General features: G+C 39.2%; 16 protein-coding genes and 1 CRISPR repeat array. Of the genes, 9 read left to right on the top strand and 7 right to left on the bottom strand.

Going from position 1 to position 22,898, the window contains the following annotated elements; all coding sequences use genetic code 11:
* Nucleotides 1-2: 2 nt before the first annotated feature.
* From A11Q_RS04605 to prfB, 5 genes are all read right to left on the bottom strand, one after another.
* Nucleotides 3-512, bottom strand: coding sequence for an OmpH/Skp family outer membrane protein (locus tag A11Q_RS04605; protein WP_015469623.1), 510 nt, complete (start codon nt 510-512; stop codon nt 3-5).
* 26 nt (nt 513-538) lie between these two features.
* Entirely contained in the window at nt 539-2,932 is a 2,394-nt protein-coding gene (bamA, locus tag A11Q_RS04600; protein ID WP_015469622.1) for an outer membrane protein assembly factor BamA, read from the bottom strand.
* 55 nt (nt 2,933-2,987) lie between these two features.
* Nucleotides 2,988-3,674 carry an ABC transporter ATP-binding protein gene (locus A11Q_RS04595; RefSeq protein WP_015469621.1) on the bottom strand — a complete coding sequence of 229 codons (687 nt, stop codon included), beginning with the start codon at nt 3,672-3,674 and terminating at the stop codon, nt 2,988-2,990.
* Nucleotides 3,667-4,881, bottom strand: a complete 1,215-nt coding sequence (locus tag A11Q_RS04590; RefSeq protein ID WP_015469620.1) for an ABC transporter permease — start codon at nt 4,879-4,881, stop codon at nt 3,667-3,669. The genes A11Q_RS04595 and A11Q_RS04590 overlap by 8 nt, the downstream gene beginning before the upstream one ends.
* Nucleotides 4,878-6,030 (bottom strand): peptide chain release factor 2 gene (prfB, locus tag A11Q_RS04585; RefSeq protein ID WP_420806410.1). Its coding sequence is split into 2 segments (ribosomal slippage): nt 4,878-5,945 and nt 5,947-6,030, totalling 1,152 coding nucleotides; the frame shifts between segments, so codons are not numbered across the junction. Before prfB ends, A11Q_RS04590 begins: the two co-directional genes overlap by 4 nt.
* Nucleotides 6,031-6,292: 262 nt before the next feature.
* Here prfB and cas9 point away from each other — a divergent pair.
* From cas9 to A11Q_RS04550, 6 genes are all read left to right on the top strand, one after another.
* The gene (cas9, locus tag A11Q_RS04580) at nt 6,293-9,376 is read left to right on the top strand and encodes a type II CRISPR RNA-guided endonuclease Cas9 (protein WP_015469618.1); all 3,084 of its coding nucleotides are present in this window, start codon (nt 6,293-6,295) and stop codon (nt 9,374-9,376) included.
* Nucleotides 9,373-10,266: a type II CRISPR-associated endonuclease Cas1 gene (cas1, locus tag A11Q_RS04575; protein ID WP_015469617.1), complete on the top strand. Its 894-nt coding sequence runs from the start codon at nt 9,373-9,375 to the stop codon at nt 10,264-10,266. The genes cas9 and cas1 overlap by 4 nt, the downstream gene beginning before the upstream one ends.
* Nucleotides 10,267-10,279: 13 nt before the next feature.
* The gene (gene cas2 / locus A11Q_RS04570) at nt 10,280-10,582 is read left to right on the top strand and encodes a CRISPR-associated endonuclease Cas2 (protein WP_200860201.1); all 303 of its coding nucleotides are present in this window, start codon (nt 10,280-10,282) and stop codon (nt 10,580-10,582) included.
* A 70-nt stretch (nt 10,583-10,652) separates the two neighbouring features.
* Nucleotides 10,653-15,434: direct repeats of the CRISPR family, unit length 36 nt; unit sequence AGAATAACAGATGGGAATCTGTGAGCCAATCAGAAC.
* A gap of 467 nt (nt 15,435-15,901) precedes the next feature.
* Nucleotides 15,902-17,299, top strand: a complete 1,398-nt coding sequence (locus A11Q_RS04560) for a hypothetical protein (protein WP_015469614.1) — start codon at nt 15,902-15,904, stop codon at nt 17,297-17,299.
* Nucleotides 17,278-18,210, top strand: a complete 933-nt coding sequence (locus tag A11Q_RS04555) for a YcaO-like family protein (RefSeq protein ID WP_015469613.1) — start codon at nt 17,278-17,280, stop codon at nt 18,208-18,210. The genes A11Q_RS04560 and A11Q_RS04555 overlap by 22 nt, the downstream gene beginning before the upstream one ends.
* Nucleotides 18,207-19,316 carry a sensor histidine kinase gene (locus A11Q_RS04550; RefSeq protein ID WP_015469612.1) on the top strand — a complete coding sequence of 370 codons (1,110 nt, stop codon included), beginning with the start codon at nt 18,207-18,209 and terminating at the stop codon, nt 19,314-19,316. Before A11Q_RS04555 ends, A11Q_RS04550 begins: the two co-directional genes overlap by 4 nt.
* On the opposite strand, the gene ybeY is transcribed toward A11Q_RS04550, so the two are convergent.
* On the bottom strand, nt 19,313-19,789 hold the full coding sequence (gene ybeY, locus A11Q_RS04545) for an rRNA maturation RNase YbeY (RefSeq protein WP_015469611.1): 477 nt from the start codon (nt 19,787-19,789) through the stop codon (nt 19,313-19,315). The genes A11Q_RS04550 and ybeY overlap by 4 nt on opposite strands.
* 14 nt (nt 19,790-19,803) lie before the next feature.
* Here ybeY and mazG point away from each other — a divergent pair, with 14 nt between their 5' ends.
* Together mazG and A11Q_RS04535 are read left to right on the top strand one after the other, a co-directional pair.
* Nucleotides 19,804-20,610 (top strand): nucleoside triphosphate pyrophosphohydrolase, encoded by an 807-nt coding sequence (mazG, locus tag A11Q_RS04540; RefSeq protein ID WP_015469610.1) that lies wholly within the window; start codon nt 19,804-19,806, stop codon nt 20,608-20,610.
* A 93-nt stretch (nt 20,611-20,703) separates the two neighbouring features.
* Nucleotides 20,704-21,261, top strand: coding sequence for a GYF domain-containing protein (locus tag A11Q_RS04535; RefSeq protein ID WP_015469609.1), 558 nt, complete (start codon nt 20,704-20,706; stop codon nt 21,259-21,261).
* On the opposite strand, the gene A11Q_RS04530 is transcribed toward A11Q_RS04535, so the two are convergent.
* Nucleotides 21,258-22,226: a LysR family transcriptional regulator gene (locus tag A11Q_RS04530; protein ID WP_041575080.1), complete on the bottom strand. Its 969-nt coding sequence runs from the start codon at nt 22,224-22,226 to the stop codon at nt 21,258-21,260. The genes A11Q_RS04535 and A11Q_RS04530 overlap by 4 nt on opposite strands.
* 39 nt (nt 22,227-22,265) lie before the next feature.
* On the opposite strand from A11Q_RS04530, the gene A11Q_RS04525 reads away from it, so the two are divergent.
* On the top strand, nt 22,266-22,868 hold the full coding sequence (locus A11Q_RS04525; RefSeq protein WP_015469607.1) for a YceI family protein: 603 nt from the start codon (nt 22,266-22,268) through the stop codon (nt 22,866-22,868).
* Nucleotides 22,869-22,898: the final 30 nt, after the last annotated feature.

The following is a 22,898-nucleotide window of genomic DNA, read 5'->3' as shown; positions in this document are numbered from 1 at the left end:
AATTACTTTTCTTTATCTACCGCTTTAATCACATCTTCTGTTAAGTCAGAATCAGCTGTAGAAAATAATACGATTTGAGCGTTCGGATTACTTTGAAGAACCATAGAGAATCCTTTATCTTTAGCGATTTTTTCAATCACTGTGCGCATTTTTTTAACGATTGGTTCTAGCAAATCAGATTCTTTCTTTTGTAATTCACCTTGTGCTTTAGCAGCTAACTGGTTGAATTTTTGCATTTCTTCTTGCAACTCTTGCGCACGTTTTGTGAATGCTTCTTCTGTTAAGACCGCACGCTTCTTTTCGATATCTTCACGCATTTTATCGATATCTGTTTTTCTTTTTTCAAGATCCTTGTTACGCTTATCCGCTTCTTTCTTCATCTCATCTTTAGCTTTTTTGCCGATGCTAGATTGCTCAATCGCTCTTTGTACATCAACATAGCCAATTTTAGCATCAGCAGAAGCCAAGCTTGCGCCCAATGTGATCAATAAAACTGATAATAATGTTTTCATAGTTGTTACTCCTTTTATTATTAAATTTAGAATGGTGGGCCGATCGAAAACTCAAAGTTTACCGCGTCACGGTCCATATCATCTGATTGTAATGGCCATCCCCACTCAAAGCGTAGAAGCCCTAACGGAGACTGCCATCTAAAGCCGATACCAAAGTCACTTACAAATTTATCAGAGACAATAGCATCATCTGCCTGCCCCATATCATAGAAGAATACACCATTTAATCCCGCCTCTTTGATCAACGGGAATTGAAGCTCTGTTTGGAAAATCAATTGTTGCGTACCACCGAAGATCAAGTTGGAACGTTTTTCACGATCACTTTGACTGATCCCTGGTGTGTAGAAAGGATTTCCATCATTTGTAACTAACTGATTATATCTGAGCTGAGAAAAAATACGGCGACCAACAGTGTTCGAGCCAAAACCTCTAAGAGAATAAGCACCACCTAATTGATAGCGCTTAGTAAATGGCAACTCTTCATCGTTCAATGACTGCAACAAGCTGAAAGCGATGTTATTTCTCCAAACAACATCCATAAAGACATTTTTGAAAAACTTAAACGAGGCATAGCTCTCTTGATATTTAAGGTCTCCACCTACACCTGCATACTCGTATGACAATGTCGCAAGAATACCATTAGATGGACTGAAGCGGTCATCACGCGTGTCGTACTCTAACGTTCCCGTCAACGAACTCGCCACACCACGGGCTGTCTCTAACGGGAAAAGAAGTGGATCTGTATAATCATTTTCGAATAGAGCTGTCTTTTCAATTTTATAACCAACATAAGCGCGTAGATTATCATTCCAGATCGGATGACCAAATCGTAACGAAGCACCTGTCTGACGATTGTCGTAGTTGATTCTTTCTTTGTTTTCGACATAGAAGATTGTGAATCCCGAAGACCATTTTGTGTCGTACAGATACGGCTCGGTTAAACTGACCGAGTAATCTTGACGATTCTTTGTCGCTTCAATACGTGCACCAAGCGTCTGTCCCAATCCGCGGAAGTTATTCTGTTGAACCGATCCACCTAGGCTTAAACCTTGAACGTTACCATAACCCGCCGTCAATTGAAGCTGTCCTGTATTACGCTCTTTCAGCATAATATCAATGTTCATTTGATCTGGTTTATCTGGAGGAGTGCTTGTTTTAAAGTTAACTTCCTCAAAGAATCCTAAACGCTTGATGTTTTCTAAAGACTGGCGACGTCTTGTTTCATTGTAAAGCTCGCCCTCGAAAATTTTCAATTCACGACGAACAACTTTGTCGCGAGTTTTCGAGTTATTCACCACATTGAATGTACCAAAATAAACTTTATTGCCTTTTTCAAATTCGAAAACTAAATCCACGATGCGGTCACGATCGTTGAAATCGTAAACGGGAATAACGTTGGTGAAAGCATATCCTTCATCACCGTATTTAGCTTGTAAGTCAGCGATATCTTTCTGCATGACCTCTAAAGAGAAAACACCATTGTCCTTAATTTTTACAGACTGGGATAATTCTTCCTTACTGAATAATAAATCCCCGGTGAAATCCACCTGTCCGATAGAGTACTGTTCACCCTCTTCAATGTGGTATGTCACATAGATTGATTTTTTATCGGGAGTCACTGTTACTAAAGGACGATCCACTTTTACTTTGATGTACCCTTCGTTCCAGTACATATATTTCAAAGCCATCAAATCACGTTCAAAGGCCTCTTGTCTGTAGGAACCAGAACCACTGAGTCCAGTAAAGAAGCCCGCTTCTTGAATAGCAAGGCGGGATTTCAAATAAGAATCTTTTAGTTTTTCGTTACCGATGAAAGTAATTTTTTGAACTTTAACTTTATCATTTTCTTGAATATTGAACTTAAGACGAACACTTTCGCCAGCCACTAATTCTTCAACAGAAGAACTGATCTTGACCAGATAAAAGCCTTTTTCTTCATAGTACTTTTCAAGCTTGATGATAGAGTCCGCAATTTTACTGTGATTCAATATCTCGTAGGGCTTGATTGATATCTGCGATTCAAGATCTTCAGATTTCACATCTGAATTTCCCTCGAATACGATTTCAGTAACAGAGGCCTTTTCAATAATTTTGTATTCCAGATGCAAGCCATCCGATTGAGCCTCTTTCAAAACTTCGATTTGCACGAAGAAGCCCATTTTAAAAACTTCTTTGATATCCTCAGCAATATTTTGTTCTGAATACACATCACCCGTTTTTGTAATCAAACGAGCCAAAACCGCTTCGGCTTCAATTTTTTTATTTCCTGTGATCTCGATACTTTTAACTACACCCGAAACTGGCTTAGCTGTTTTATTTTTTGCTTCACTTTGCGCGTACGAAAATGAGGACGTAAAAGCCCATATCAAAAAATGGAAAAGGATCAAAAAGCTTAATTTTTTTAATAACTTATTATGCACAACAGCCCAAGGCTAGCGAGGGTACTGGACCTTGTCAAAGTACGTTCATTTTCGATTACGCAAGTCGTCCATCTTTGACTTTAAAGACACGTGGAAATTTTTCGGCAAATGCCATGTCATGAGTCACCACAATTAGAGTTAAACCCAATTGATCTCGGAGCTGAAAAAAAAGATCCTGAATTTTACGCGAGTTTTCAGAATCTAAGTTCCCCGTGGGCTCATCAGCAAACAAAACTTCAGGTTTTTTGATTAAAGCACGTGCAATAGCCACTCTCTGTAACTCACCACCGCTTAACTGGTGTGGAAAATGCTCGGCTCGATCACCCAATCCCATAAACTCAAGCCACTTTAAAGCTTCGGCACGGCTCGAACTCGTGTCATCACCTGCTATAAGTGAGGGCAACATGATGTTCTCTAGTGCTGTCATCTCTTGGATCAAGTGATGGAACTGAAAAACGAAGCCCATTTTTTGGTTACGAAATAAGGATAATTTTTCATCATTTAAAGCAAAGACATCATCACCACGATACAAAACCTGCCCTGAGGTTGGTCGATCTAAAGTTCCCATGATTTGCAGCAACGTCGATTTACCAGCTCCGGAAGCTCCTAAAAGACAAACAGCTTCACCCGCATTAATGCCAAAGCTCACATCTTTCAAAACTTCCAACTCTGAAGAACCTGTCACATAGTTCTTCACTACATTTTTAACTTCAATCATACAGGCACTTGAATCATTAACCATTTTTCAACCCCTCAACTACTTGTAACTGACTTCCTTTGTATGCAGGGAAATAAGTTGCAATCAAACATATAACCTGTGTGGCCAAGAAAATAACTGCAAGATCAATAAACCGCACTTCCGTATATATTTTATCAATACGATAGACAGATCCAGAAATCAGCGAGTAATGATCTTGTAAATACATGAAAGCAAAACAGAGATCATAGCCAATCACAATTCCAATAATCGTCCCCATCAAGCCGACAATCACTCCCTGACTCATGAAAATCAACCTGACTTGACGCTGACTGAGGCCAAGAGTTTTCAAAATAGCAATGTCAGAATATCTTTGACGAATAAATACATAAAGCGTGCTCGAGATATTAAACGCCGCCACAATGACGATCAGTAACACCACAAAGAAAATAACAGCCCGCTCAATCACCACAGCCTCAAAGACATTTCGGTTCACATCGTACCACGTCATCACCGAAAAATTGGGACCTAAGCTCTCTAGCAGACGCGATCCCGCTTGCGGAGCATCGTCTCTATTTTCCAGCTTAACAAAGACTCCGGTATAACGATCGCCGATTTCAGTTAGCGCCTGTAACGCCGACAGATTGCTCAAAACCAGTCGCTCGTTCCAATCATTTTTTCCAAAATCCACTACCGCCGAAACTGTAAATTCTTTTGATTGTCTTCTAAAAGCCGTTGTCTCGAATGGTGTTGCTAAAGGTACGACTAAATAAATTTTATCGTCAATTTTCAAATCGTATTTCTTAGCTAAGCCCGCACCGACAGCAATATGATCCGCCTCTAATTTTAGTTGTCCCTGCTTGACCCGCTTCTCTAGATTTAGAACTCCGCCCATGGCCGCCGCATCGATACCCTGTAGTAAGACTCCAGAAACCTGTCCTTTTCTGGCCAGCACAGCTTCGGCGTAAGCAAATCTCATCATCGAAACAACGCGTGGTTCACTTTCTTTAATCTTTTGTGAAAAACTGTTCCAGTCATCTACTAGACGTCCACGACGCACAACCTGCAAATCGCCGGTCACATCGGTCATCGCCATTTTGAGTGTTTCTACATAGCCACTCATCACCGCCATAGACGCAACTAAGGCCGCTACACCTAAAACTAATCCCAAAAATGAAAGTGGTGCTGAACCCCCAAAAAGGACTTTTCTTGAAAAAAGTAGTTTTGAAGCTATCCAGAAGTTCAACTTCATTCTAAATCACCCGCATCAGTGTTTTGTCCCAGTGTTCCCGCTAACTGAGCTTTCAAATAAGACATGATGTACTCGTCTAACTCTCCGTCCATAACCGCATTCACTTGATTCGTCTGGAATGCAGTTCTATGGTCTTTTACCATCTGATAGGGATGCATCACATAAGATCGAATTTGCGACCCCCACTCGTTGGCTTTTTTCTGAGAGTTCATTTCATCTTTTTCTTTATTTTTTCTTTCGATCTCTTTTTCATACAAAGCCGCTTTCAACATCTTCATGGCTTTATCACGATTTTGTATTTGTGATCTTTGTGTCTGTGATGACACCACGATACCAGATGGTTTATGGCGCATACGCACAGCCGAATCTGTTTTATTAACGTGCTGTCCACCGGCCCCGCTAGATCTGTAAGTTTCGACTTCGATATCATCCGGCCTAATATCAATCTGAATATCATCATCGACTTCTGCCCACACAAATACAGAGGCAAACGATGTATGGCGACGAGCATTCGAGTCAAACGGAGAGATACGCACCAAGCGGTGAACTCCTGACTCTGCTTTTAAATAACCATAGGCATATTCACCCGAAATCAAAAGTGTACAGGATTTAATCCCCGCCTCTTCCCCTTCGGTCATATCTAAAATTTCACATTTATAACCATGCTTATCTGCATAGCGAGTGTACATACGTAGTAACATCGAAGCCCAGTCACAACTTTCAGTTCCACCGGCACCCGAGTTAATAGAAAGATACGCGCTGTTTGCATCGAGCTCACCACTCAATACACGTTGCAACTCAAGGGCCTCTCCGGTCTTTTGAATTTGTTCCAATTCATGTTTGACCTCTTGAAACGTTCCCTCGTCCTGCGCTTCCACGGCCATTTCAAGAAGAACCGTTACATCTTCGATGCGAGAATTAAAAGCACTCCATTCGCCGATGGCTCTTTCCAGAATCGCACGCTCTTTATTTATTTTTTGCATTTCCTGAGGTTTACCCCAGATGGCGGGATTTTCCGCCGACATATTGAGTTCTTCTAGGCGTTTCTTTTTGCGATCGAGGTCAAAGATACCCCCGAAGGTCCGCCGAAACTTGTTCCAGCTCTACGATCTCTTTTTTAACTTCTGATAATTCAGCAATGAGTGACATGGGGTAAGTGTGGCGGTTTCTATTCGGTGGGTCAATTTTTTTGTTCCGTTATTGTTTCCTAAAAAATCATTGAAATAAAAAAAGAAGGGGCCGTAGCCCCCTCTTCAATTTTGTGCGCATACTGAGCCTTTGACAGCTCAGTAGCACTTGTTACTGATTGGCTCACAGATTCCCAACTACAAACAAAACAGTAACAAATGTAGTTGAAATTATTTTGGGAAAGTAGTCAACTATAAACTCAAAAAAATTTAGGGGACCTTTTATGAAATACACTCTTGGTTTAGATGTAGGCACTAATTCTATTGGTTGGGCCGTTCTCGAATTGAATACAAATGGAGAGCCTCAAAGAATTGAAAAGCTCGGTAGCCGAATTTTCACAGATGGACGCCATCCGAAAGATGGAACAACATTAGCTTCGAAAAGACGTCAAAAACGTCATGAACGCAGACGACGTGATAGATTACATCAAAGAAAAAAATTAGTTCTCAATCAATTAGTTAGCATGGGTCTCTTTCCTCAAAGTGAACAAGAACAACAGGACTTAAAGTCTTTAGATGTTCTGACTCTACGGGCCAACGGAGTATCAAAGCAACTTTCCGCGTACGAACTCGGACGCGTATTTTATTATTTAAATTTAAAAAGAGGGTTTAAATCTAATCGCAAAGGCGGCTCCGAAGAAGACAAAGCCAATAAAATATCAGAACGTATCAAAAAGCTACAAGAACAGTTAAAAGAGAATGACTTTAAAACTGTCGGCCAATATTTACATGACCGATATATAAAAGGTTTATCTACTAAAGCCACTATCGAAAATGACTTTCATTTATTGCGTCAGTTGATAGAGGATGAATTTGACTTTATCGTTGAAACCCAAAGTAAATTTTTTCCCGAGATCTCCGACGAACAATGGAATACTCTAAGAAATAGAATGTTCCATCAAAGACCTCTGAAGCCAGTAGAAACCGGAACGTGCTCTTTATTCGAGGACAAAAAAAGAACCTATAAGTATATGCCTTCTTTTGAAGAGTATCGTTTCTTAACAGAGCTTTTTAATCTGAGCTATCAAGATGAGAACTTTCATTCTCATTCTTTAAGTTCCGAACAAATTTTTAAAGTTTTCCATGAGCTGAAAAACACCAGAGAAGCGACTTACACAAAAATCAAAAAACTTCTAAAACTCCCATCTGATTTAAGCTTTTCTATAGAAAGATCTAAATCAAAAGATAAAATTAAAATTTCGACTACAAACCACTTCTTCAGCAAATCTTTACTGTTTGCCGAGGAGTGGGCTTCTCTAGATTTAAAACTCAAAGATGAAGTTGCTGAAATCTACTTCTCTGACATGTCTGTGGAAGAAATTAAGAAAGGACTTCTGCAACTTAAAATAGACTCTGAAATAATCGAAAACTTATTAGAAGAAAAAGTTCCTAATGTTCAAGAGGCCACCTGTTCATATTCTAAAGAAGCCTTGCAGAAAATCGTTTCTCTTATCTTAGAAGAGGAACGCCACCCAACTTTAATTGTTGACGATTTATTTAAAAATGAAAAAGAAGAGACTTCCTTAATAGACAGACTTGATTATTACGGCGCCAGCATCCCCGACTCTATGCAGCCAATTCCCCAACATATTAAAGACAACAACCTAACTCTAAATGAAGACGAGAAACGCTATGGTAAAATAGCTAATCCTACAGTACATGCAGCACTTAACCAAATCAGGCAGGTTGTAAATGACTTGATTGAGCAATATGGAAAACCCACCAATATTCATATTGAGTTCGCCCGTGATTTAAAAAAGTCTAAAGAGGAACGTGATTTTGACAACCGTAAGAAAAAAAAGAATGAGGAACTGAACGAACAGGTTCGGGACTTTATTGAAAAACATAATCAAAAGCCTAGCGCTTTTAATTTTGAACGAGTCAAGCTGTGGTTTGAACTAGATGCTATGAACAATCAAGTTTGTGCTTATTCAGGCAAAACGATTTCAGCTCGGATGGTTCTTTCTGATGAAGTACAGGTGGATCATATTTTACCTTTTTCACGAACTCTTGATGATAGCCTTGCCAATAAAGTCTTGGTATTAGCTTCAGAAAACGTGAAAAAACGTAATCGCACCCCTTATGAGGCTTTCGGGCAAGATACTGAAAAATGGGCGTCAATTCAAGAACTCGCAAAAAGACTACCCTACCATAAACAATGGAGATTTGCTGAGGACGCTATTAAAAAATTTGAAGAAAAGGATCAGTTTTTACAACGTCACCTAAATGACACTCGTTACATATCTAAAATTGCGAAAAAATACCTAGGCTCCATAACTGATCCTTACAAGATTGTTGCCAGCCGTGGGCAAATGACAAGTATCATTCGGGGAAAACTTGGACTCAATCAGTTCATTCAAAAGCCGGATGGTACTAAAAATCGTGAAGACCATCGCCATCACGCTATCGACGCCCTAACTGTAGCCCTAACTTCCCGCAGTTACCTTAAACGTATTTCCGATGCTTCCGCACGCAATCAAGACCCGAATAGAATACCTATTCCAGAGCCTTGGAAAGGTTTCATCAAAGATGCTGATGTAAAGTTTAATGAGATCATTGTTTCTCACAAGGTAGATCATGGGAAAAATGGGCCGTTTATGGAGGAGACTTGTTTTGGATTGATTAAAAATCCAAATAAATATGAGGAAGAGAACGATTTCAAACTTATCACAACCAAATCTCTTGATTCAGTTAAAGATCCATCCACAATACGAAGTCAATCTTTACAGAATCTCGCAGAAAAAAGTGGCGTAATCTCTCTTGCAAAAAGCGGGGTTAAAAAACTAAGAGTCTATGATGTTACAAAAGAAAATCCTGCCGATATTGGTCTAATTGAAAGTGGTCTTGCCAAGATCACTCATGGTAAGGACAAGCAGCACGTTAAACACTATCAAAAAGGCGATATCAACTATTTAGCTATTTGGTGTCTTCCACAGAATATAACATTAAAATCAGATAATCATAAAAAGAGAAAAACAGATTACATTTTTACAGCGATTAAAACGTTCGATCTTAACTCTAAGAACCCGAATGACTTAAGACCACACCCAGCAGCGAAATTGGTAACAAAAGTTTACAAAGGTGACACTGTTGCTCTTGAAGTAAATAATCAATTAAATTATTATATTGTTAAGTCGATAAGGGCCGCCAATAAAAAGCTATACTTCCTTAAAATAAATCAATCATCTGAACTAGCAAATGAAACGCAATTTATACCAGCCTATACTAAATTAGTTGACTATAAATTTCGAAAAGTATCAGTTTCTCCAACTGGAGTCATTACCGATAATGGACCCCTTCTAAAATGAAAAACCACGTTTTAGAGTTTCTTTCTCCAGGTTTAAAAATTACCAAATCGAGAGGCCATTTAGTTGTATTGTCATCCAAAGGTGAGTCCGAAATACCTTTGGATGACATATTCACAGCTTTGATCCTTTCGGAAGATGTACTGATTAGCACCAATGTTGTGACCTCGATGATAGAACGAAATATTCCTATTATCTTCTGTGACAGCAAATACACTCCCCTTGCCAGTATGCTCGGATATCAAGGTCATTCGCTTACACAAAAACGTCAAGCCGCCCAGATATCACTTTCAGATATTCAAAAGGGACGACTTTGGCAAAAAGCCGTCAAACAAAAGATTTGGCAACAACATCAGCTTCTTAAGCACTTAAAAAAAGAACAGATACTTATGGATAAATTCTTCCATGAGGTTGAAATACATGATGAAACAAACCTAGAAGCACAAGCGGCACGCCTTTACTGGAAAACACTCTTTGGAGACAACTTCAGACGCGACCCCGTATTATCTGGAACCAATTCATTTTTAAATTACGGCTATGCAATTCTTAGAAGTGCTGTCGCCCGCTCTGTCGCGTCTAGCGGCCTAAACCCCACGATTGGTATTCACCACAGCAACTTTGAAAATCCCTTCTGCCTAGTTGATGATTTGATGGAACCATTCCGCCCCCTTGTTGATAGCTACTGTTATACACTTCAAGATGAATCTGATCTAAGCCCACAAAATAAAAGAAAGCTTTCGATTATTCTAGAACACGAAGTTATTTATAGAAATGAGAAGAAACCTCTAAGCTCTGCCATTCACGAGTACTGTCACTCTTTCACCAATGCGATTCTAAATGCAGATTATAAGTTATTTGATACATCCATAAATTTAAACTTTTATGCAATATAGTGGGTATAGACTTTTGTGGTTACAGGTGCTTTTTGACTTACCGGTAGTAAATAAAGAACAAAGAAAAAGGGCCAGCGACTTTCGCAATAATTTGCTTGATCTGGGTTTTTCCATGGCGCAATTCTCTGTTTATATGCGTCATTGCAAAGGGCGTGAAGAAGCTGAAACCTTCATCAAAAAGATCGAAAAATACATGCCCGATCAAGGAACTGTTCATATGTTAGTCATCACAGATAAGCAATATGAGAGCATAAAAACCTTTTATTGTGGCACCAAAAGCCGTTTAAAAAGCCCCGATCAACTCTTACTTTTCTAATTTTTTAGGTATTTTTCAACCCCACAAAAACCCATAAACCCTTTTATTATCAAGGGTTTATGGGGCGTGAAGAATAACAGATGGGAATCTGTGAGCCAATCAGAACGCTCCATACCAACGATGCGCAGCCCCCTCTAGAATAACAGATGGGAATCTGTGAGCCAATCAGAACTATGACCGCCTGCAACCAATGCGGACAAATAGAATAACAGATGGGAATCTGTGAGCCAATCAGAACATTTACTGTCTGTGCAATAAATACATAAAAAGAATAACAGATGGGAATCTGTGAGCCAATCAGAACATTATCGTCAGCCAAAAACATTACTTTATCAGAATAACAGATGGGAATCTGTGAGCCAATCAGAACGATCCTTGCTTGCGAGGGTTGCGACTAGGGAGAATAACAGATGGGAATCTGTGAGCCAATCAGAACTGTTAGCCTTCGCACGATTCGCGTAATAAAAGAATAACAGATGGGAATCTGTGAGCCAATCAGAACGTAATCAGATTTGTTTAAACGTCCTACTTAGAATAACAGATGGGAATCTGTGAGCCAATCAGAACATGAAAAATTTTATCCAACCAGGCAAGACAAGAATAACAGATGGGAATCTGTGAGCCAATCAGAACATGCAATCTCCTTTGTAAAATTTAAATAAGAGAATAACAGATGGGAATCTGTGAGCCAATCAGAACTGTCGCACCATTTTCAACTGTGTTGATCGAAGAATAACAGATGGGAATCTGTGAGCCAATCAGAACCTTCAGTTAGCGATACTGGCTCGATCGCTGAGAATAACAGATGGGAATCTGTGAGCCAATCAGAACTATTACTCTGGCATATATTATGCCTGAGCCAGAATAACAGATGGGAATCTGTGAGCCAATCAGAACTCTTGGCGGCATCGGTGTTTTCATCAAGGCAGAATAACAGATGGGAATCTGTGAGCCAATCAGAACTGCTCATCGTTTTATGTATTTATTGTCAATAGAATAACAGATGGGAATCTGTGAGCCAATCAGAACTGCTGGCATAGATCGAAGACCGACACTCGAAGAATAACAGATGGGAATCTGTGAGCCAATCAGAACGAAAACTCTTTGATCGCGTCGTCCATCTTCAGAATAACAGATGGGAATCTGTGAGCCAATCAGAACTAAAAGGAGAATTCTATGATTAAAACGAAAGAATAACAGATGGGAATCTGTGAGCCAATCAGAACTGAGGTGGTTCAAACTGCTGAAGGCGAAAAAGAATAACAGATGGGAATCTGTGAGCCAATCAGAACTCTGGCTTGAGTTCATTTTGATGAAGCGCTAGAATAACAGATGGGAATCTGTGAGCCAATCAGAACGTAGAAAGTACTTTCCTGATGGGATAGATGAGAATAACAGATGGGAATCTGTGAGCCAATCAGAACTGTTAAACTCTTCTGTTTTTTCAAAATACTAGAATAACAGATGGGAATCTGTGAGCCAATCAGAACACAGAAAACTTCTTGCTAAGCTGAATGTTTAGAATAACAGATGGGAATCTGTGAGCCAATCAGAACGGGCTAGCTTGCCGCCGTAATACTCGCAATAGAATAACAGATGGGAATCTGTGAGCCAATCAGAACTGTCACGGATTGCATATAAATTTTTTTTCAAGAATAACAGATGGGAATCTGTGAGCCAATCAGAACTGTCTTCGCCCTCTGGCGTGTAAACGTCTGAGAATAACAGATGGGAATCTGTGAGCCAATCAGAACCAATTATCTATCATTAATCACATAATTAACAGAATAACAGATGGGAATCTGTGAGCCAATCAGAACTGTACTAATTTTTTTAAACTGTAGCGAGCTAGAATAACAGATGGGAATCTGTGAGCCAATCAGAACGCATATAACCTTTCACTCAAGTCGATTTTTAGAATAACAGATGGGAATCTGTGAGCCAATCAGAACTGAATTACGACGAGACTTCTTTGAAAATGGAGAATAACAGATGGGAATCTGTGAGCCAATCAGAACAAGGGATTGCAGGCGATACCGCTAAAGGCCAGAATAACAGATGGGAATCTGTGAGCCAATCAGAACGTATGCAACAACCACAACCAGCTAAAAGTCAGAATAACAGATGGGAATCTGTGAGCCAATCAGAACTGGCTTGTCTTATTTAGGACAACGAGAAACAGAATAACAGATGGGAATCTGTGAGCCAATCAGAACCGGTCATCAGAGGGTAAGAAGTTCTGGTGGAGAATAACAGATGGGAATCTGTGAGCCAATCAGAACATGTTACTTTTAAGCAAGCGGCTTGCACAAAGAATAACAGATGGGAATCTGTGAGCCAATCAGAACCTCACTTAGGTGAACAACCTGTGTATAATTAGAATAACAGATGGGAATCTGTGAGCCAATCAGAACCGACACGGCTGCTCTTGGTAACTCGCGCAAAGAATAACAGATGGGAATCTGTGAGCCAATCAGAACATCCATTCAAGAACCACGTCTCACCTTTTAAGAATAACAGATGGGAATCTGTGAGCCAATCAGAACTAAATGGCCGGGGCCATCGATTCTGTGCAAGAATAACAGATGGGAATCTGTGAGCCAATCAGAACTGGCTTATAAACGCCAAGGCTAAAGGTCCAAAGAATAACAGATGGGAATCTGTGAGCCAATCAGAACTTGTGGAGGTGAGATATGAAGCCAATCTAAAGAATAACAGATGGGAATCTGTGAGCCAATCAGAACAAGGGCGGGTTTATTACAATTTTAAGCTGGAGAATAACAGATGGGAATCTGTGAGCCAATCAGAACCTTTGATGTATGTTTTCACGGAGACTCCTTAGAATAACAGATGGGAATCTGTGAGCCAATCAGAACAAAAATACTTTTTTTGTGTTTGGGAATCAAGAATAACAGATGGGAATCTGTGAGCCAATCAGAACGACAAAATGTTTGGACCATTGGACCGGCGCAGAATAACAGATGGGAATCTGTGAGCCAATCAGAACAGCAACATATTCATCACCCTCGAGACGGCCAGAATAACAGATGGGAATCTGTGAGCCAATCAGAACCGGCGGTGTAATGAGCTTTGTAAGCCCATTAGAATAACAGATGGGAATCTGTGAGCCAATCAGAACCTCATTATGTCCTGTATTTCTTTTTCCTCTAGAATAACAGATGGGAATCTGTGAGCCAATCAGAACTCAGCCACATCAGAGAGGCGATCTCTGTTGAGAATAACAGATGGGAATCTGTGAGCCAATCAGAACAGTAGATCGAGCATCTCGTGACCCTCTAAGAGAATAACAGATGGGAATCTGTGAGCCAATCAGAACCGCCGCATGATGCACATTCTTTTTCCATATAGAATAACAGATGGGAATCTGTGAGCCAATCAGAACTACCCCTAGATTAGACCTCTCTGGTCTCTCAGAATAACAGATGGGAATCTGTGAGCCAATCAGAACGGAAACTAAGTAGGCTTACAAAAAAAGTCAAGAATAACAGATGGGAATCTGTGAGCCAATCAGAACATCTGATGATCTAATAGTTTAGCGAGCTCGAGAATAACAGATGGGAATCTGTGAGCCAATCAGAACGCAAGCGGCTCGCTGATTCGCTTGAGAAGCAGAATAACAGATGGGAATCTGTGAGCCAATCAGAACAGAGAACGCCAAAGCCATCTGTGCCTATTTAGAATAACAGATGGGAATCTGTGAGCCAATCAGAACCAGATCCAAATCAGGATGATCCGTGATCTCAGAATAACAGATGGGAATCTGTGAGCCAATCAGAACTAACTTTCGTCCCCTCAAAAACGGAACCGTAGAATAACAGATGGGAATCTGTGAGCCAATCAGAACTGGCGGTATTTTTTGCCATGTTCAATATAAGAATAACAGATGGGAATCTGTGAGCCAATCAGAACTATTTAAAAGAAACGGGCCAGAAGATCACGAGAATAACAGATGGGAATCTGTGAGCCAATCAGAACACATCTCTAAACCCTTTAATACTGCGATCAAGAATAACAGATGGGAATCTGTGAGCCAATCAGAACGTTTTCATTTTGACTGATTTTGCAACAGCTAGAATAACAGATGGGAATCTGTGAGCCAATCAGAACTTGGAACTGGCATATAGTTGAATTGTGTAAAGAATAACAGATGGGAATCTGTGAGCCAATCAGAACTGAGTGAAACTTTCAACATGGTCGCAGCAGAGAATAACAGATGGGAATCTGTGAGCCAATCAGAACTTTCGCTCAATGATTCTTTTTAAATGCTTAGAATAACAGATGGGAATCTGTGAGCCAATCAGAACTTTCGCTCAATGATTCTTTTTAAATGCTTAGAATAACAGATGGGAATCTGTGAGCCAATCAGAACCTACGGCTGTGACAACTGTCTTCATTGACGAGAATAACAGATGGGAATCTGTGAGCCAATCAGAACACAACCTTGTCGATGTTCGCTGAAATTTGTAGAATAACAGATGGGAATCTGTGAGCCAATCAGAACTGATGTATTGCAAATGTTTTACTGAGTTTGAGAATAACAGATGGGAATCTGTGAGCCAATCAGAACGTTTAACCCCCGATCCCCCGACCCTTGCAAAGAATAACAGATGGGAATCTGTGAGCCAATCAGAACTGAAACCATGAACACCGTCGCTACCGACGAAGAATAACAGATGGGAATCTGTGAGCCAATCAGAACTCCAAAGTATTCATACAGTTCATCAATGAAAGAATAACAGATGGGAATCTGTGAGCCAATCAGAACTGTGGACCAAGGAAAAAAACAAATACAACAAGAATAACAGATGGGAATCTGTGAGCCAATCAGAACAGAGGCGGAGAAGATTACTTTAGATTAACAGATTTAATTTCTTATTCCACTTCACTGCGGAATAGACTCTATTAGGTCTATTAACACATAGACAGAGTCAGCTTTCAACTCTCACCTCAGTAATATTTACAACAAAACATATATATATTTACCGCCATCGGCCTTTTAGAATAAAAAGATTGAGGAGGATCTATGTCTATAAAAAGAAGTATCTCTTTTATCACTACGATGTTTATAAGTCTTTTTTCATTTGCTCATAATTATAAGGCTAAAGAGCCCTCTTCATCTTTAGTTCAAAAGCTTCAATCCGAAAACTTAATCCAAACTCTAAATATTACGGAATCTAGTGAACCAGCGAACTGTATAGGAACTTTGACTGATTGATACTGATAAAGCCCTCATACTGCTTAGTTGTATTTGTAACTTTGATCACTCTTATAACTGCTTCAACTACAAGGACTCTTCATATGTCGTACTCTCTCCGTGTCGCAGTCAATCTAGATAATCTTAAGCTTCCTGTTGATCCCATTCAAAATACAACTTTAACAAACGCATTTTTTACAAATCATCTTTACCGTGGCCTCATAAATGAAGGTTTAGATGGACAGCTTCATCCAGACCTTTGCACTTTCTATGAATGGAGCGAGGATGAATTCATTTGTCATTTTGAAGATAATACTACAGTGACAGCCAATGATGCTCTGATAAGCCTTCACCGCTCTATACTTCATCAACAGAACGATCATGCAAATATTAAATATCTTCTTTGTTCCTCTGAAGAAAACTCCAACAGTTGTCTTCAGAAAATATTTGTTCGCAAAAACCAACTAATAATCAAGATATCCGAGGAGCAGAAGAAACCTCTGCTCCTGTCTCTTTTATCCTCAATAAACTTCAAAATCATCCCAGCCAAAGCTCTTGACCAAGCAGTGCCGCTTTCTGAGTCTAAAATAATAGACTATTCAATAACGTCTGGATATTACCATATCAAAAATAATGATTTCAGTCGTCTGCATGCCAACGCGAAATTATATCAACACCACCCTCAAGCACCAGATACTATTGAAATCATCAATTCAAACTCTCATACGGTGGAATCGTTACTTGCAGAAAATAAAATTGATATCATCAGCTCGACAGTTCCATTAACTGCAGATATTGACATGTCTCTTCGTAATAAAAACTGGAGTAAACTTGAAACATATCCTATTAGCGTAGGACTGGTCGTTTTTTCCGATAAAGCGGCACAAGAGTCACAGATTAGCGAACGTTTTTTTGTAGCAAAAAAAATCTCTGATGAAGTTAATAAACTTCAGATATATGGAGCCCAAAAAACTGACGAATTTATTCAGTTTTTTGGGCAGGGCTACCTTACAAAAGAACAACAAGAGAACGTACGAATAAACCGTTTACAATCGACCTCTGTACCTCAGTACGTATTTACTTTAGGCGTATCTAATCCTCAAAAGTGGGAACATTTAAAACAAGATATACCAAATCTAAAGATTGAAAAACATAATCCAAATAGTATATTAAATGGCGTTAAAAGATCCCCTGACATTATGCTCCTGACAAATGATGTTAGTTTTGACAATAGTTTCTCTTTTTTTGCTTTTGCAGTTAAACATGGACTTTTAGTTGCAAAGAATAAAAAAACTGAACAATTGCTATTAGAATTCACTCTTCAGCGTAATTCAGCTGAACAAGCTCAATATATCAACCAACTCCACTATGAATCGCTCTTGGCAGCAAAAGTAGTTCCTATTTTTGCTGCCCCCTACACAACCGCCATGTCTCACAACATTAAAGGAGACATCTCAAAATATAATTCACGCACTTTGGTATGGAACTTCAAAAAAAATTAAACACATCCATTTATAACTTAACCAAGCGGAATGTGTTAAAAGTCTCAAAAATTATTTGGCCGCAAGACTTTCACAATCTTATTTATGATTACCATGTAGATCTCTCGATAGATTCTTTCAAAACAACTGGAAGAGGAACTGCAACAAATGCTGATAAGGCCCTTCAAATCGCCTTCGCTGAAGCATATGAGCGCTTAATCATTTTAGAAAATAACATACCTTCTAGCAATGGATGTGCTGTCTTCACAGATATTTTAACTGCTCAAGAAAAAGCCTTGTGTGAGCTTCAAGAACGAGACTTCTTTCTTCTTAATTATCATGGCGGATTTTTAAAAAGCTTTCGTTGCTTTGACTTGGAAGAGCCATTTGACAGATTTCATAGAAAAGAAAATATTAGCTGCCGAATATTTCAAAACGATCTCGCTAACAAAGTCTTCAGTCTCTGTTTCTTACAACTAGAGAGTATGTGCTTTATAGGCATGGGGCTACATATCTCAAAATACCAAGCGGCATTAACCTCACATATAGAAGCTTTTAGACAATTATTATATTTTAAGAATAGGCGTATTTCTACGCCAACAACAATAGATCAATTTTCTCAAATAAAAAAATATTCTTACAACGAGCATGGGAACTTATTATTCGATCCGAAATTTTCTGATTTTTTTAAAAATTTTATATTTCAATTTTCAGGAAAATGGGTCTATGAAGATACAAGTAGCACAACATCTTTTGTCGAATACAAATCTCACGTCTTAAAAGACATACCTCTTGTCTTTGTACGGGCCAGTAATCCCAATATGCTCGATCTTTATCGTGGTTTTCCTGACATTGATAAAATCTATAAACGTCTTAAGATCTCATCCTCTTTGTTAAATTCTATTAACACATTCCCCCATCCTATTAGATGAAAAAATATATTTTTCTTTTAATATCACTTACTGTTTTTTCTACGCTGATACAGGTAGCTCTCTTTTTCAATCTTACAAATCAAACTAACATAATTAGCAACTCTATCCTTCCATTATTGCAACGACAAGATTATGCAAATCTTAAGATCATCATGACACCTTTACTGAGTATTTCAGTAAAGAAAATGTCAATTTTCTCAAACGCTCATCTGATTTTTGAAGTAAGTTCTAAAAAGAAATCCTATGATCTACTAACCTTTAACAGAATTATAGAGAGTAATAATCAATCTTATAAAATAGTTGTTGTGTACAAGAATTCTCTTTTAGCTCAATATCTACTAATAGGTCTTCTAATGGGAGCTCTTATATTTTTTATTTACCGTTCTCTCATGAGAAACATTGAATTTAAAATTGAGTTGGCAAATCTGATGCAAGCGGTTGCTCATGATATTCGTTCGCCACTCTCTACGTTAAAACTTATAACTAGCAAAATAAACCAGCAAGAGATTCAGAAAATTCAAATCGATACGATTAATCGAATTGAAGATATAGCAAATCAGCTACTACTTTATACTCGACCCAGTAAAAAAGAAACCTCTGCAAATGCCCCTCTCTCTTTACCACTCACTACTCCTCCAACGACAGACAATATTCTGAATATCTTTGAACGTTTACAAAAAGAATATGTAATTCGAAATATATCTTTAAAAAACAAAGCTCAATTCAGCACCGAATCAGATCTTCAAAATTTTTCCATCACAAATACGGCGGCATTATTCCTATACAGATCTATTAATAACTGTGTTCAGAACTCTCAAGAGGCATCGCAAAATGACGATCTCGTTCAAATTCATTTTTCTGTAATAAACAACCATCTGCAGGTGACCATCACAGATCATGGCCGCGGAATCCCACCTCATATACTGAAAGTTCTAGGGGAAAAGCCTCTATCTTTTGGAAAAACTAACTCAGAAAATACATATTCAGGTCATGGTATAGCTCTCTACACAATGCACCAAGAAGCTCACCGAATAGGCGCTTCAATACGCATAATCTCAAATTTAGGTGAAGGAACTCAAGTCTTAATTATTATACCTATAAGTTAAGTACTATTAGATTGAATATTACTTCTAAATAATCTACTTATTTCCTCAAAACATCTATCTTGCAATCTGAACATCAACTGCTCTTCCGCTTTGGACAATTCGTGATCATATCCCAATAAATGTAATATCCCATGGATCAGCATGTAGGCTGTTTCATGTTGAAGTGAATGCTGCTGTCGTTTGGCCTGCTCTTCTAATACTGGAAGGCATAAGAGGAGCTCCCCTAACGATTCAGGATCTCCACTTGCAAAGCTTAAAATATCCGTAGGTTTATTTTTTTTACGAAATTGATAATTAATCGTCTTCATCTCGGCGCGAGATAAAAATACAACTGTTAGTTCTTTTTTCTTTAATAGCATTTGACGATTGCGTATCTTCTTAACAGCAAAGTAACGACAAATACGCTGAACCAGTTTTTTCAACTGCGGCGCGGACAATAACTTTTCTGGTTCATTGACTATATTCACTTTCATGCAACAATCTGAATATGCCTCAACCACCAAAAACACTCAATACATTTGAATCTCTGCTTCAAGTTATCGCAGACCTACGCGGCCCAGACGGCTGTCCATGGGATAAACAGCAAAGCCACCAATCACTAGCCCGCTATGCCATCGAGGAAGTTCACGAGTTAGTTGAAGCCCTAGAGTCCGCAACCGATCCACATATTTGCGAAGAACTCGGAGACGTCCTCTTTCAGGTAATCCTACATGCTCAGTTAGCAAAAGAGCGCCAAGCATTTGATATATCCAATGTTATCGAATCGATCGCCTCAAAAATTGTGCGACGCCATCCCCACGTCTTTTCCGATGTTAAAGTTCAAGATGCAAAAGAAGTCATTAGCAACTGGCAAGAAATCAAAAAGGCTGAAAAGAAGAACAAACCAAAAAAAGAAAGCTCTTTCGATATCCCCCCATCTTTGCCTGCACTGCAACGCGCCTACAGTATCGGAGATAAAACACAAAAGTACCAATTCGATTGGTCCAATGCCCGACAAGTTCTACAGCAACTGCGCGCAGAAATTGTCGAACTAGAAGAAGCTTTGGAAGACGCAACAGCAGAACAACAAAAAAACATTGAGCACGAATTAGGTGATGTCTTATTTTCGGCCGCGCAAGTAGCACGACACTTACAAGTAGATCCTGAATCTGCACTTCGTGAAGCTAATCGTCGCTTCATTCAACGTTTTGAAAATATGGTTCATCAAAAAAATGGGCTTGAGGCCTTCATTGCGACCAGTCCCGAGGAAAAAGAACAGCTTTGGAAAAAGGCGAAACAAACTGTCTCAAAATAAGACAGCGCCTTTTTTTTGACAAACTCTTAACAAAAAAGTCCAGCTCACTCCGTAGAGACTCAGAATTCTACTTGTTTTGTCGATAAGTAATCTATGAAAGACGCATCGGCATGGTATGTATTGATAGGGGAACAAAAATACGGCCCTTATAAATATAAAAAAATAATACATCTTCTTCAGTCAAAACAACTGATGGATTTCAATTATGTTTGGGCCGAGCATCTAAAAGATTGGACTCCCATTTATCAACTTGAAGAGTTCAGTAAGCAACACTTGGATTATCTTTTAAAAAAAGAGCCCGAGTATGCTTCGACCTTTATTTCTCGTCAGTATAAACGTGTAAGTGTAAAAATTCCTGTGATTGGCCACAATTCTACTAAGTTTTTCGCAGGTGAGTTTGTCTCTATTTCCGAAGGGGGCGGTCTTTGCTTGCTTGATTCCCCTAACATTGAGATCGGCGAACATCTCAAGCTCCATTTAGAGCTAACAACTGCCACACAGGAAAAATTAACGGCAGAAGGTATTATCCTACGCAAAAATTACTCCGTACAAATGCTCAAGAACAACAGTGGTCTTTACTACGCTGTTAAATTCCACGAAATTTCATCTCAACTTTTAGAACAAATTCGTGTGTGGAGTCAGGCCGCTTAGTCAATCGCACTGGTGATAAAATATTTTCTTAGCGTGTCGCGACTGAAATCGACAAAGGCGCGCACTTTCGGAGACTCGGCCCCCCGCGCTGGCCAGACAAAATGAACCGGACTGGCTTCAGAAGCAAAATCAGGAAGCACTCTTACCAACTGCCCTGTTTTCAACTCGTCATAACAAATAAAATCCGGTAGCAAAGCAATGCCTTTACCTAATAAGGTTAAAGTCTTCGCGATAATAGGATTATTCGCAATCAACTGTGAGCTCATCTTGATGCGGTAGGAACTGCCTCCACGTTTGATCAACGTGATGTTCTTATCGAATCGGCGATTGAACGATACATACGTATGTTCCTTTAACTGTTCCAACGTACGAATGCGTGGATGTGAATTCAAATACTGAGCCGTCGAAACTAGAATCAAAGAAATATCACTAATCTTAGTCGCCTTTAAATCAGAATCGCTTAAGGTTCCCATTCTTAATGCTAAATCCACACCCTCTTTAACAAGATTGACAAAGCGATCTTCGGCTCTGATTTCGACTTGTAAGCTCGGATACGCTTTCGAAAAGTCCGCAACAATCGACGGCAAAATCGTATGTGCTAAATCAACGGCTGCTGTAATAACAAAGTTACCCTTTAGCTCTTTATCATTTTGTTTCATACTTTCGGCGGCCATTTTAATATCGAAAAACGGCCCCCGACATTGATTGTAAAAATTAAGTCCAGCTTCCGTTGGACGAAAGTTGCGTGTGTTGCGGTATATCAATTGAATTCCAAGCTCTTGTTCTAAGGATGACAACGAGCGACTTAGGTTCGATTTTGCCACATTCAAACGACGAGCTGCCTCTGAGAGGCTTCCCGCTTCGACGACGCTTATAAACAGAGCAACACGATTATAGTCCATATTGATTGTTCCAATATAGCAACAATGAGTTATATTTTCAATGACTTTTAGAACAAAGGTCATTCTGCCATACTTTGTTTACTAACAAATAAGGAGACCACTATGAAACAATTAATGACAACCGCGCTTTTAACTTTGGCACTAACAACAACTGCATGGGCTAACACAAAATTGCAAGCTGGCAAATACAATGTAGACGGCATGCACTCAAGCGTAGGATTCGAAATCCCTCACTTAGTTATCTCTTCTGTTGAAGGTAAGTTTAAAACTTTCTCGGGCGTTTTAACAATCAACGAAAAGTTCGATAAATCGACATTAACTGCAGAAGCAGAAATCGGTTCAATCGACACTGGTGTAACTGATCGTGATAATCACTTGAAGAGCCCAGATTTCTTCGATGCAGCTAAGCACCCTAAAATGACTTTCAAAAGCACCTCTATCACTGGAACTCCAGAGTCATTTAAAGTTACTGGTGATTTAACAATCAAAGGTAAAACTAAAAAAGTAACTTTTGATGGTCAGTACAAAGGAACTGTTGCAGATGCTTACGGCAACACAAAAGCTGCTTTCGTAGCTTCTACAAAAATCAATCGTCAAGAGTTCGGTTTAACATGGAGCAAAGCTGTTGAAGCTGGTCCTGTAGTTGGTGATGAAGTGACAATCACTTTAAAAATCCAAGCTGCTAAAGAAGTTGCTAAAAAATAGTTTGAATATTTGATTCATTGAAAGGAGAGC

This window comes from Pseudobdellovibrio exovorus JSS (assembly GCF_000348725.1).
GTDB lineage: Bacteria > Bdellovibrionota > Bdellovibrionia > Bdellovibrionales > Bdellovibrionaceae > Pseudobdellovibrio > Pseudobdellovibrio exovorus.
This window is presented reverse-complemented; position numbering and strand designations above follow the sequence as displayed.